We start from the raw sequence: 11,636 nt of genomic DNA, 5'->3' as shown, positions 1-11,636 counted from the left end.
GGCTGGCGGCGTGGCTGGGTTCGCCCGGTCCCGGCCGTCGCAAGGCCGATGCCGCCCGTCAATCATCGGAGGTGCCCCCATGTCCCCACAGACCGAGACCTGTCCCGGCTGCGGTGCACCGGTGCATCCGGACGATGTCGCCTGCGCCGTCTGCGGCCTTGAACTCGCGTCGCCTGCGCCGCCCCGGCGCGCGCTTCCCGTGGTGGTGGGGATTGCCGGTGTACTGGTGGCGCTGGCCGCCGGTGCCGGCGTGTGGGTGCTGCTGACGCCCAAGGCGCCGTCACCCGCAGCATCGGCGCCGCAGCAGCAGGCTGCCGTTGCACCGCCGCCCCAGGCCGCGCCTGAGCCACCGCCGGCTCCGACACCTATCCCCCAGACCGCGACGCCGGATCCGGCCCCCGCCGCACCTGCGGCTGCGCCGACCCTCCAGACGGTGCCGCCGGGCAGCCAGCGCCCGCCCATGCCCTCGATCCCGAGCGATCCCGGCACCCGGCGCGACTATGCGAAATCCACGCAGGACGCCTTCAAGGAAAACGGCCTCGACATGACGGTGACGGCCACCGGCGAGGGCGCGACCGTGATGACCCTGAAGTTTAACTTCCCCGCCAAGACCGCCGTGGACCTGATCAGCGGCGGCCCGTTCCCGCGCCAGTGCAAGGCGCGCGGCTTCAAGCAGGTGGTGTTCATCGATCCCAACGGCACCACCACCTGGACCCTCGATCTCGACACCGACAAGTTGACCCAGAAATGACCCTTGAGCCCATCCTCGCCCTGTTCGACTGCGACGGCACGCTGGTGGACAGTCAGCACATGATCGTCGCCGCCATGGGCACGGCCTATGCCCGGCAGGGCCTCCCCGCGCCGGACCGGCTGCGCATGCTCTCCATCGTCGGCCTGTCGCTGCGCGAAGCCTTCACCGACCTCGCCGAGGGCGATGCCGCCTTTCCCGTGGAGGAGATGGTGGAAGCCTATCGCAGCGCCTTCATGGACCTGCGCGACCGCGAGCCGCCTGAGCCCATGTACCCCTTCGCCCGCGATACGCTCGATGGGCTGCGCCAGCGCGACGACATGCTGCTCGGCATGGTGACGGGCAAGGCCCGGCGCGGCGTCACGCGCGTTCTGGCGGCCAATGCCATGGACGGCTGGTTCTCCACCATCCAGACGGCGGACGATGCCCCCTCCAAGCCCCATCCGGCCATGGTGCAGCAGGCCATGGCGGAGATGGGACAGCCCTCCGCCCGCACGGTGGTGATTGGCGACACCGGCTTCGACATGGCCATGGCCAAGGCGGCCGGGGCCCATGCCATCGGCGTCGCCTGGGGCTATCATCCGCTGGAACAACTCACCGCAGCCGGTGCCGATGTGATCGTGCGCGACTTCCGCGAGATTCCGGACGCCATCGCGGCGCTGGTCGGCGGTCGCGCGCCCGCCGTCGCCTGAGATTTTCGAGGAGCCGAGCCATGCGCGACATCCTGAGCGACCTCGAGCAGTCGCCGCTCGATCCGGCCGAGGCCATCCGCGCGCAGAGCCGCCGCACGCTGCCCAAGCGCTTCTACAAGGAGGTGACGGTCGCGGAAGGCGAGGGAGGCCATGAGGTGCGCCTCGACGGCCGTCCCCTGCGCACGCCCGCCAAGGCAAAGCTCGCGGTGCCGAGCGCCGCGCTCGCCGCCGCTCTGGCGGAGGAATGGGCGGCGCAGGGCGTGGAGATCGACCCCTTCACCATGCCGCTCACCCGCCTCGTGAACGTCGCGCTCGATGGCGTGGCGCGCAATCCGCAGGAGGTGAAGGAGGAAATCGTGCGCTACATGGGCAGCGACCTCCTGCTCTATCGCGCCGAGGGGCCTGAGGGGCTGGTCGCGCGGCAAGCGGCCCATTGGGACCCGGTGCTGGCCTGGCTCGACCGCGCGCATGACGCCCGCTTCTTCCTCGCCGAAGGCATCCGCCACGTGGAGCAGCCCGCCGACATGGTGGCGCGCGTGGCTGCGCTGGTCGGAACCGACGATCCGCTCTCCCTCGCGGCCTTGAGCACGCTGACCGCTTTGACCGGATCGGCCTTCCTCGCTGTGGCGCTGGCCAATGGCGTCCTCGATGCCGATGCCGCCTGGCGCGCGGCCCATGTGGACGAGGACTGGACGATCGAGCGCTGGGGCGAGGATGCGGAGGCGACGGCCCGCCGCGCCGCCCGCGAGAAGGAAATGCGCGCGGCGGTGCGCCTGCTCGATCTCGTCAAGGGCTGAGACGGGCGCGGGGAGGCCGGGATGGACCGCGATGATCTGGCCGACCTCTTTGCGCCGCTCGGGCCCGTCGAGATCAAGCGCATGTTCGGCGGTCACGGCATCTTCTGCGACGGGCGGATGTTCGCCCTGGAGAGCGGCGGCGACCTCTTCATCAAGGCCGATGGGGACTTCGCGCAGGAACTGGCCGCACTCGGTTGCGCGCCGCTGGGCTATACGGCCCGCAACCGGCAGGTGACGCTGCCTTACTGGACCCTGCCCGAAGCGGCGCTCGACGACCCCGAGGCGCGCGAAGTGCTGTTTCGGCGGGCTCAAGGGGTAGCGCGGGCGGGCGCTGCCAGAAAGGCGCGCGGAAAGAAGGCGGCTTCCAAGGCGCCCGCCGGGCCGGCGCCGGACTTCGATGCGCTGGGGATCGGCGTCCCGGCTTCGCAACGCCAGACGCGCCGGAAGCCTTAAGTCAGTTGCGTCCCCTCCGATGTCGAGCCAGCGCCGCTGCCGCCGGTCCGAGGAGGGGAGATGTCCGGTCCCTCCGTCCTGTCGCTGCCTGGCCGTCCTCCTCCCCAGCCGAGGGCGGCGGTCTGCTTGCGTGTGTCAGTGGCCTATGTCCAAGTGCTCGCCTGGGGAGTGCTGCGATGGACATCGAATTCATCAGATTGCGGAAGCGGATGTTGCGGCTGTTGTTCGCCATCGGCTTTGTCTGCAACGGATGGTTTCTGATTTTCGAGAGCAGCAGCGGCATCATCAGCGCGCGTGATGCCTATGTGACCTATCCCTCGGTCATGTTCATCTATGCCGCCGGATTCTTTGTCATCGAGCTGGGTGATCGGTGGCGCGCAGCGACGGAGTGGCTCGCCTTCCTGTCCTTCTGTGCCAATTGCGCCAGCGGCGTGCTGTCCTTCACGGCCGCGGACGAACCGGTGCGCTACTACGCCATTGCCGATACGCTGCAATGGATCCCGCTCATCAGCATCATCGCCTTCATGATCTTTCCCGGCCGCCAGAGCGTGGTGGCGTCGGTGGTGGGCTTCCTCATTCCGGCGGGAACGGCGGTCTGGGTGTGGTGGGGAAGCGATGCTGCGACCTGGCCGGCCACCACGAGCACGCTTCTGTTCAATGCGCTCGTCATCCATGTGGTGTCGGTGGCGGCCCTCGTTCTGTTCTCGCATTCGCAGGCCGCCTTCCAGCAGGCCCGGGCGGAGGCCAGGATGATGGAGAGTGCGGCCCTCTCCGACCCGCTCACGGGCATTGCCAACCGGCGCGGCATCGAGCGGGCGCTGGAGACACAGACGGCGGCTTCGGTGCCCCGCCCGTGGGCGCTCATCCTTCTGGACATGGATCACTTCAAGATGGTCAACGACGAGCGTGGCCACGTCTTTGGGGATCGCGTGCTCCAGAATGTGGTGAATGCGATCCGCCCCAACCTGCGTGGCGGCGATGTCATCGGCCGGTGGGGCGGCGACGAATTTCTGGTGATCTCCCCCGGCGCGCCGGCGGCCGAGGCGGAGGCGCTGGCCGAGCGGCTGCGGCAGGCGGTGGCCGGCCTTCTGGAGGACGACAGCGGCGGCGTGACCATCTCCGTCGGCATCGCGCTGTGGAATGGGGAAGGCGGCCTTGTGGAGGCGCTCCGGCAGGTGGACGCGGCGCTTTATCGCTCCAAGCAGATGGGCCGGAACCGGGTGGTGTTTGCCTGAGGCGGAAGAGCGGGCCCGGGTGCTGCGTCGAATGCGCCATTCGCGATAACGTGCGTATCTGGATGGAGCACCGCTTCCCAAGGCTGACAGGCTCACAACACAACGCGTCATTCGCGGATGAAGAACATGCTCCCCTCTGGCCGAACGCGGACCAAAACCGAAATGAGCCCGGAATTCGCCAGACTGCGTACGCGCATCATGCGAATTCTGTTCGCGATCGGCTTTGTCTGCAATGTCTGGTTCTGGCTTTACGACAGCTATCAGGGCATCATCAGCGCACGAAATGCCACCCTGACGGATCCGTTGCTGGTTCTCATCTGCGCGGTCGGCTTCATCGTCACGGATATCAGCGAGCGCTGGCGGATCGTTGCGGAGCGAAGCCTGTTTCTCGCCTTCTGCATCGGCTGCGCGACCGGTGTCTTCACATTCGGCGATCCGGACCCCCAGATCAGGCTCTATGTGATCGCCGACACGCTGCAATGGCTGCCGCTGATCAGCGTGGCGGCCTTCATCATCTTTCCCGGCCGCGAGAGCATTCCCGCCGCGGTGATCGGCTTCCTCATCCCGGCGGCAACGGCGGTCTGGGTGTGGTTCAACAGTGAGCCGGCGAACTGGCCGGACACCACCAACGCGCTATTGCTGAACGCCATCATCGTGCAGGCCATTTCGCTGCTGGTTCTCGTGCTCTTCTCCTACTCGCAGGCCGCCTACCAGCAGGCCAAGGCCCAGGCGAGCATGATGGAGAGCGCGGCTCTGTCCGACCCGCTTACCGGCATTGCGAACCGGCGCGGCATCGAGCGGGCCCTTGAAATGCAGGGCGCCTCATCCCGGCAGTGGGCGCTGATCCTGCTGGACATGGATTACTTCAAGACCGTCAATGACCAATGGGGGCACGTGTTCGGCGACCGCGTCCTTCAGAACGTCGTCGATGCGCTTCGACGCGTGCTGCGCGAAGGCGATGTCATCGGCCGTTGGGGCGGGGACGAGTTTCTGGTGGTCTCGGCGGATCTGTCGGCGCCGGAGGCCGAAGCCCTCGCCGAGAAACTGCGTCAGGCGGTGGCCGTGTTGCCGGACGACGAGAGCGGTGGGGTCACCATTTCCGCCGGCGTCGCGCTCTGGGACGGGGAGGGCGGTCTCGCCGAGGCTCTGCGGCTCGTGGATGCGGCGCTCTATCGATCGAAGCAGATGGGCCGGAACCGCGTCGTCTTTGCCTGAGCGGCCTCGCCGAGGTCATCAGGTCAGCCACGCCCGCTGCTGGACCGTCAGTTCAGGGCTTGATCATCCGGCTTCTCAGAACGCCGGGACGTGCTGCGCGGCAGGCTTGCTCAGAATTCAAACGGCCGGATCGCGATGCAATCCGGCCGGAATGGGCGTCAGGAGGAGGCCTTGATGCGCACCGGGCGCAGCAGGAAGGCGGGCAGGTGGGACATGTCCGCCGGCTCGCTGGCGGAGCGGTCGCGCCGGTTGCGGCTGGCCGCGTCCGCCGTCTCGGGACGGGGCTTGCGGGCGCGCTCGCCTTCGGGGCGGGCTTCCCGTTCCGGACGGGCCTCACGCTCAGGGCGCGCTTCCCGCTCGGGACGCGGCTGACGCTCGGCGCGGGGCTCGCGCTCCGGCCGGGGCTCGCGTTCGGGGCGTCCTTCGCGGGCAGGACGCGGCGCGCGCTCGGCGCGGACCTCGACCCCATCCTCAACCTCGGCCTTGCGCTCGCTGCGGCCACGGCCCGAACGCTTGTTACGCTCGCTCCGCTCCCCACGCTCTTCGCGGCGGTCGCCGCCACGGGAGCGCTTCTCGCGCGGCGGGGCTTCGCCGAGCGGCTCGCCCTGCCAGGGGATGGCGTTGCCGATGAGCTTCTCGATGGCCGCCAGGGACTTCGCGTCGTCGTGCGTCACCAGCATGATGGCGGTGCCGGTGCGGCCGGCGCGGCCGGTGCGGCCGATGCGGTGCACATAGTCTTCCGAGTGGTGCGGCACGTCATAGTTGAAGACGTGGCTCACCGCCGGAATGTCGAGGCCACGGGCCGCGACGTCGGAGGCCACCAGCAAGGTGGCTTCGCCGGTGCGGAACTGGTCCAGCGCCTGCGTGCGGGCGTGCTGGTCCATGTCGCCATGCAGGCACACCACGTTGAATCCGTGCTTCTGCAGCGAGCGATGCACCACCGCCACGTCCCGCTTGCGGTTGCAGAAGACGATGCCGTTCTGCAACTGGTCCGCGTTGCGGATCAACTCACGCAGGGTCTCGCGCTTCTCATAGTCCTCGCGGCCCGAGGCGACGAGAAGCTGGGTGATGGAGGTGTTGGCGCTGGCGGGCTTCGACACCTCGACCCGCACCGGGTTCGAGAGGAACTGCGAGACGAGGCGCTGGATCTCCGGCGGCATGGTGGCCGAGAAGAACAGCGTCTGGCGCGTGAAGGGCACCAGCTTGCAGATGCGCTCGATGTCCGGGATGAAGCCCATGTCCAGCATGCGGTCGGCCTCGTCGATGACGAGCACCTCGATGCCGGAGAGCAGGAGGCGGCCGCGCTCCACATGGTCGAGCAGGCGGCCGGGGGTGGCAATCAGCACGTCCACGCCGCGCAGCAGCTTGGTGTCCTGGTCGCCGAAGGAAACGCCGCCGATAAGCAGGGCGACGTTCAGCTTGTGGTTCTTGCCGTAACGGACAAAATTCTCCTCCACCTGCGCCGCGAGCTCGCGCGTCGGTTCGAGGATGAGAGTGCGCGGCATGCGCGCGCGCGCCCGGCCCTGCTCCAGCAGGGTCAGCATGGGCAGCGTGAATGCGGCGGTCTTGCCCGTTCCGGTCTGCGCGAGGCCGAGCACGTCCCGCCGGGCGAGGACATGCGGAATGGCTTGCGCCTGGATGGGCGTAGGGGTGGTGTAGCCCGTGGCCGCGACGGCCGAGAGGACTTTTTCGCTCAGGCCGAGTTCAGAAAATGACATTGGGTCGCTTGATGTGGCAGCGCCCCGCTGATCGAAGGTCCCATGCCGTGTACGGGCCCAAACGAGTGGTCGTCGGTCGGCGCGCTTGGATTCGAATACATCTCGGACGACGCGGTAGAAAATAGAAGCATTGTGCGCTGTGTCAATGTTAATGCCATGCGCTGGCTCGGGGCGCACAGCGCATGCCATGCAATTCCGCTGCTTGACCGGCCCGCCGGCCCGTCGGAGACAGGACGGGACGGCGCACCGGGCGCCCTTCCGTCCCTAGTGTAGCCCCCCATGTCCTTTCTGCTTATTCTTGGCCTTGCGGACTTCGCCAGCGCTTTTACGGCGCGTTCCGTCGATCCGATGCTCAATCTTTTGGCGTCTGATCTTGGCGTTTCGCTCCAGGCCGCGGCCCTGCTCGCAACTGCCTTCACGCTGCCCTATGCGCTGATGCAACTGGTGTTCGGCCCCATCGGCGATGCCTTCGGCCGGGTGCGGCTTATCCGCATCACGCTCGCCTGCCTCACCATCGGCCATCTGGCCTGTGCCTTTGCGCCGAACCATCCGGTGCTGGTGGCGGCGCGGGTGTTCGCCGGCGGCTGGGCGGGCGGCATCATTCCCGTGTCCTTCGCCATCGTGGGCGATCGCGTCGCCTTCGAGCAGCGCACCGTGGCGCTCGGCCGCCTGTTGCTGGCCGTGGTGCTGGGGCAGTTGGGGGGCGCCATCATCTCCGGCACGCTCGCCACCTATTTCGGCTGGCGCACGGTGTTTTTCGCCGCAGCGGCCGTTTCCGCCGCCGCGACCTTGTGCACCATCCTGTTCCTGAAGGAACTGGGTGCCCGCAAGCCCATCTCGGTGGCCGCGACGCTGGAGGGCTATCGCACCGTCTTCCGCAATCCGGTCTCCATCCGCCATTTCGCCGTGTCGGCGGTGGAGGGCGGCATCATCTTCGGCGTCTTCCCCTTCGTGGCGCCGCTGATGGTGGAGTTCCACATCGGCGATGCCGTGGAGGCGGGCATCGCCATGGGCGCCTTCGCCATCGGCGGCGTGCTCTACAGCGTGGTGGTGCAGAAGCTCGTGGATCTGCTGGGCCTCAGCGGCATGGCGGCGACGGGCGCGCTCATCGTCGGCTGCTGCCTCATCGGCATCGCCTTCGCCCCCTCGCTCGTGTTCATGATGGCGCTGTTCGGCGTCATGGGCTTCGGCTTCTACACCATCCACAACACGCTTCAGATCATGTCCACCGAGCTGGCGCCCAGCGCGCGCGGCTCGGGCGTGTCGCTCTATGCCACCTTCTTCTTCGCCGGGCAGGCCTTCGGCGCGGTGGTGGCGGGGGCGGTGTCGCACGCGGTGGGCTCGCTGCCCGGCATGTTCGTGGTGGCGGGGCTTGCCATGTTCGCCCTCGCCTGGCCGGCCTCGCGCCTCGCGCCCTTGGCCGAGCGTGTGCGCCGGGAGGCGGAGGAGGCCGCCGCCCGCAAGGTCCAGTCGGTGGAGCCGGTCTGAGCCGGACGCCTCGGCTCAGATGTCGAGCAGTTCCTCGCCCGCGAAGGCGGCGTGCTCGGAGATGAAGGCGAAGCGCGCCTCCGGCTTGTTGCCCATGAGGCGTTCCACGATGTCGTCGGTGGCGGCGCGGGCCGCCTCCTCGATGCTGACCTGAAGCAGCGTGCGCGTCTTCGGGTCCATGGTGGTTTCCTTGAGCTGCGCCGGCATCATCTCGCCGAGGCCTTTGAACCGCCCGATCTCCACCTTGCCGCGGCCGTTGAACTCCTTCTTCAGGAGCTTCTCCTTGTGGGCGTCGTCTCGGGCATAGAGCGTCTTGGCGCCCTGCGTGATGCGATAGAGCGGCGGCACGGCGAGGAAGAGATGCCCCTCGTCCACCAGCTTCGGCATCTGACGGTAGAAGAAGGTGACGAGGAGGGAGGCGATGTGGGCGCCGTCCACGTCCGCGTCGGTCATGATGATGACCTTCTCATAGCGAAGGTCCGCCTCGCGATAGTGCGAGAGCGTGCCGCAGCCGAGCGCCTGGCCGAGATCGGCCAATTGCTGGTTCTGGGCAAGCTTGTCGCGGCCGGCATTGGCGACATTGAGGATCTTGCCGCGCAGGGGCAGCACCGCCTGGGTCCGGCGGTCGCGGGCCTGCTTGGCGGAGCCGCCGGCCGAGTCGCCCTCGACGATGAAGAGTTCGGAGCCGGCCGCCTCGGTGTTGGAGCAGTCCGCCAGCTTGCCGGGCAGGCGCAGCTTGCGCACGGCGGTCTTGCGGGAGATTTCCTTCTCCTGCTTGCGCCGCAGCCGCTCCTCGGCCCGCTCCACCACATGGTCGAACAGGCGGGTGGCCTGGGCCGGATTGGCGGCGAGCCAGTGGTCGAAGGGATCGCGCACCGTCTGCTCGACGATGCGGGCCGCCTCGGCGGTGGCGAGACGCTCCTTGGTCTGGCCCTGGAATTCCGGCTCGCGCACGAAGACGGAGAGCATGGCCGCGCAGCCCGCGGTCACGTCCTCGCCGGTGAGGAGGGCGGCGCGCTTGGACTGGTTGGTCCGCTCGCCATGCTCGCGCAGGCCCTTGAGCAGCACGGCGCGCAGGCCGTTCTCATGGGTGCCGCCGTCCGGCGTCGGGATGGTGTTGCAGTAAGAGGAGATGCTGCCGTCGCCATCGGCGATCCAGGCCACCGCCCATTCGGCCGAGCCATGGCCGCCCGGTTTCTGCACGCGCCCAGAGAAGATGTCGCCATGCACGAGGGTCTGGCCCTCGATGTCGGCGGCCAGATAGTCCCGGAGACCGCCGGGGAAACGGAAGGTCATCTTTTCCGGCACGCCGGTGGTGCCGGCGAGCAGTTCGGGATCGCAGGACCAGCGGATTTCCACGCCGCCGAACAGATAGGCCTTGGCGCGCGCCATGCGGAACACGCGGCCGGGCTCGAACTTGGCGCTCGGGCCGAAGATGTCCGGATCGGGATGGAAGCGGATCTTGGTGCCGCGCCGGTTGGTGATGCGGCCCACTTCCTTCAGCTTGCCCTGCGGCGTGCCGCGCGAGAAGGTCTGGCGGTAGAGCGTCTGGTTGCGGGCGACCTCCACCTCGAAGGCGTCGGAGAGCGCGTTCACCACCGAGACGCCGACGCCGTGCAGGCCGCCGGAGGTCTCATAGACCTTGCTGTCGAACTTTCCGCCCGAATGCAGCGTGGTCATGATGACTTCGAGCGCCGACTTGCCGGGGAACTTGGGGTGTTCCTCCACCGGGATGCCGCGCCCGTTGTCGATCACCGTCAGCGAGCCGTCATTGGAGAGCTGCACCTCGATGAAAGTGGCATGGCCCGCCACCGCCTCGTCCATGGAGTTGTCGATCACCTCGGCGAAGAGGTGATGCAGCGCCTTGGCATCGGTGCCGCCGATATACATGCCGGGCCGGCGCCGCACCGGCTCCAGCCCTTCCAGCACCTCGATGTGGGCGGCGGTATAGTCGCTCGCCATCTGCGGCACGACCGTGGTCTTGCGGCCGCGGGAGGGAGGGGGATTGGAGAAGAGGTCGTCGGAATTGGACATGTAGCGATCGGATCTCGCGAGGCGCCCGGCCTTGCGGCGGACGCGGGATGTACACGGTTTGTGCCCTTGTAGCCGAACTTTCTAGCCGAGTCGCCTCGACCCGCGCACATGGCAGCCTTCTGGTGCCGGCGATCGTCCCGTTTCCCTGCGCGCATGCGGAGGAAATGACACGGAGATTGGAAAAGCGCCTATCCCGTCGCTGACCGGCGGGTGGCCCGGCGCGCCTTCTTGGTCTCGTACATGAGGGCGTCGGCCCGGCGCAGAATCTCCTCGGGCGCGCTCTCGCCGGGTTCGGCTTCGATCACGCCGATGCTCGCGCCCTCATAGTCGATGCGCCAGCGGCCGAGTTCGTAATGGCCCTCGATCAGAGCGGTGAGGCGCTGGCGCGTGGCATCGGCCGGCGCGCGGCCGGGCTCGCCCGGCGCGGTGAAGCCCACCATGACGAATTCGTCGCCTCCGAGCCGCCCCAGTACGTCGCCGGCCCGAAGACCCAGCGACAGGCGGCGGCCGACCTCGATCAGGAAGGCATCTCCGGCGTCATGGCCGTGGGCATCGTTGATGGCCTTGAAGCCGTCGAGGTCGATGAAGGCGACGATCAGGTTCTGCCCGCTACGCGCGGCCTGCGCCGTCATGCGCTGGAGTTCGTCGAGGATGAAACGGCGGTTGGGCAGGCCGGTGAGCGCGTCCGTAAACGAATAGGCGGCGAGCTGCGCATTGGCGCGGCGCAGCTCCTGCATCAGCTGGTCCTGCTGGATCTGTTGTGCGATGAGCGCTGAGAACAGGCGCAGCACGTGCTGGCCGTCGGACGAGATCGGCTTGCGATCGCAACTCGCCGCGCACAGCGTCCCATAGAGCGAGCCGCCCTCGAGATAGACGGGTGTGCTCGTGAAGGTCTCGATGCCGAGGACGCGGGCCGCCTCAGAATCACCCCAGCGGGTCGAGACGTTGTCGGCATAGGGGCATTGCTCGGCCAGCGCGCGCTTGCACAGCGTGTCGCCCCAGGGAACCGAGAGCGTCTCCGGCAAGTGCAAGGTGCTGCTGTTGCGGGAAAACAGGACGTTCTGGATGCCCGCTGCGAAATCGATGCGCGTCAGGAAGGTGCTCTCAAGGCCGGTAATCAGTTCCAGAAGCTCCAGCAGCGGCCGCGTCAGCTCCTCCAGTGAGCGCGCCGAGCTCACCGTCTCGGAGAGGCGGGCGAGGACCAGATCCTTGGAAACGTGCTCGTTCATGGGGGTAAGGCCGGCTCCCTGCGGCGT

At 68.0% G+C, this 11,636-nt stretch carries 10 protein-coding genes; 7 read left to right on the top strand and 3 right to left on the bottom strand.

The genetic code is table 11. From position 1 onward, the window contains the following. The first annotated feature begins 79 nt into the window (after positions 1-79). The 6 genes from DFO45_RS06900 (at position 80) to DFO45_RS06875 (ending at position 5,140) form a co-directional block, all read left to right on the top strand. On the top strand, positions 80-751 hold the full coding sequence (locus tag DFO45_RS06900) for a zinc ribbon domain-containing protein (protein ID WP_133864300.1): 672 nt from the start codon (positions 80-82) through the stop codon (positions 749-751). Beyond that, positions 748-1,440: an HAD-IA family hydrolase gene (locus DFO45_RS06895; protein ID WP_133864299.1), complete on the top strand. Its 693-nt coding sequence runs from the start codon at positions 748-750 to the stop codon at positions 1,438-1,440. The genes DFO45_RS06900 and DFO45_RS06895 overlap by 4 nt, the downstream gene beginning before the upstream one ends. Before the next feature lie 20 nt (positions 1,441-1,460). Beyond that, on the top strand, positions 1,461-2,237 hold the full coding sequence (locus tag DFO45_RS06890; protein ID WP_133864298.1) for an ATP12 family protein: 777 nt from the start codon (positions 1,461-1,463) through the stop codon (positions 2,235-2,237). A 21-nt stretch (positions 2,238-2,258) separates the two neighbouring features. Beyond that, on the top strand, positions 2,259-2,690 hold the full coding sequence (locus tag DFO45_RS06885; protein WP_133864297.1) for a TfoX/Sxy family protein: 432 nt from the start codon (positions 2,259-2,261) through the stop codon (positions 2,688-2,690). 176 nt (positions 2,691-2,866) lie between these two features. Then, entirely contained in the window at positions 2,867-3,925 is a 1,059-nt protein-coding gene (locus tag DFO45_RS06880; RefSeq protein WP_133864296.1) for a diguanylate cyclase, read from the top strand. A gap of 198 nt (positions 3,926-4,123) precedes the next feature. After that, positions 4,124-5,140, top strand: a complete 1,017-nt coding sequence (locus tag DFO45_RS06875) for a GGDEF domain-containing protein (RefSeq protein ID WP_166657067.1) — start codon at positions 4,124-4,126, stop codon at positions 5,138-5,140. A gap of 158 nt (positions 5,141-5,298) precedes the next feature. On the opposite strand, the gene DFO45_RS06870 is transcribed toward DFO45_RS06875, so the two are convergent. After that, positions 5,299-6,858 carry a DEAD/DEAH box helicase gene (locus DFO45_RS06870; protein ID WP_043879317.1) on the bottom strand — a complete coding sequence of 520 codons (1,560 nt, stop codon included), beginning with the start codon at positions 6,856-6,858 and terminating at the stop codon, positions 5,299-5,301. A 279-nt stretch (positions 6,859-7,137) separates the two neighbouring features. Between DFO45_RS06870 and DFO45_RS06865 the strand changes: the two genes are divergently transcribed. Beyond that, positions 7,138-8,346, top strand: coding sequence for an MFS transporter (locus tag DFO45_RS06865; RefSeq protein WP_133864294.1), 1,209 nt, complete (start codon positions 7,138-7,140; stop codon positions 8,344-8,346). 15 nt (positions 8,347-8,361) lie between these two features. Here the strand turns inward: DFO45_RS06865 and parE are convergent, their stop codons facing one another. Together parE and DFO45_RS06855 are read right to left on the bottom strand one after the other, a co-directional pair. Beyond that, positions 8,362-10,380 carry a DNA topoisomerase IV subunit B gene (parE, locus tag DFO45_RS06860; RefSeq protein ID WP_133864293.1) on the bottom strand — a complete coding sequence of 673 codons (2,019 nt, stop codon included), beginning with the start codon at positions 10,378-10,380 and terminating at the stop codon, positions 8,362-8,364. Positions 10,381-10,568: 188 nt separating this feature from the next. Beyond that, entirely contained in the window at positions 10,569-11,609 is a 1,041-nt protein-coding gene (locus DFO45_RS06855) for a sensor domain-containing diguanylate cyclase (protein WP_133864292.1), read from the bottom strand. Positions 11,610-11,636: the final 27 nt, after the last annotated feature.

The organism is Azorhizobium sp. AG788 (assembly GCF_004364705.1).
Taxonomy (GTDB): Bacteria; Pseudomonadota; Alphaproteobacteria; order Rhizobiales; family Xanthobacteraceae; genus Azorhizobium; species Azorhizobium caulinodans.
This window is presented reverse-complemented; position numbering and strand designations above follow the sequence as displayed.

Coding starts and splice junctions, on each gene's coding strand:
- DFO45_RS06900 (WP_133864300.1), top strand. CDS start 80: ATGTCCCCACAGACCGAGACCTGTCCCGGCTGCGGTGCACCGGTGCAT.
- DFO45_RS06895 (WP_133864299.1), top strand. CDS start 748: ATGACCCTTGAGCCCATCCTCGCCCTGTTCGACTGCGACGGCACGCTG.
- DFO45_RS06890 (WP_133864298.1), top strand. CDS start 1,461: ATGCGCGACATCCTGAGCGACCTCGAGCAGTCGCCGCTCGATCCGGCC.
- DFO45_RS06885 (WP_133864297.1), top strand. CDS start 2,259: ATGGACCGCGATGATCTGGCCGACCTCTTTGCGCCGCTCGGGCCCGTC.
- DFO45_RS06880 (WP_133864296.1), top strand. CDS start 2,867: ATGGACATCGAATTCATCAGATTGCGGAAGCGGATGTTGCGGCTGTTG.
- DFO45_RS06875 (WP_166657067.1), top strand. CDS start 4,124: ATGCGAATTCTGTTCGCGATCGGCTTTGTCTGCAATGTCTGGTTCTGG.
- DFO45_RS06870 (WP_043879317.1), bottom strand. CDS start 6,858: ATGTCATTTTCTGAACTCGGCCTGAGCGAAAAAGTCCTCTCGGCCGTC.
- DFO45_RS06865 (WP_133864294.1), top strand. CDS start 7,138: ATGTCCTTTCTGCTTATTCTTGGCCTTGCGGACTTCGCCAGCGCTTTT.
- parE (WP_133864293.1), bottom strand. CDS start 10,380: ATGTCCAATTCCGACGACCTCTTCTCCAATCCCCCTCCCTCCCGCGGC.
- DFO45_RS06855 (WP_133864292.1), bottom strand. CDS start 11,609: ATGAACGAGCACGTTTCCAAGGATCTGGTCCTCGCCCGCCTCTCCGAG.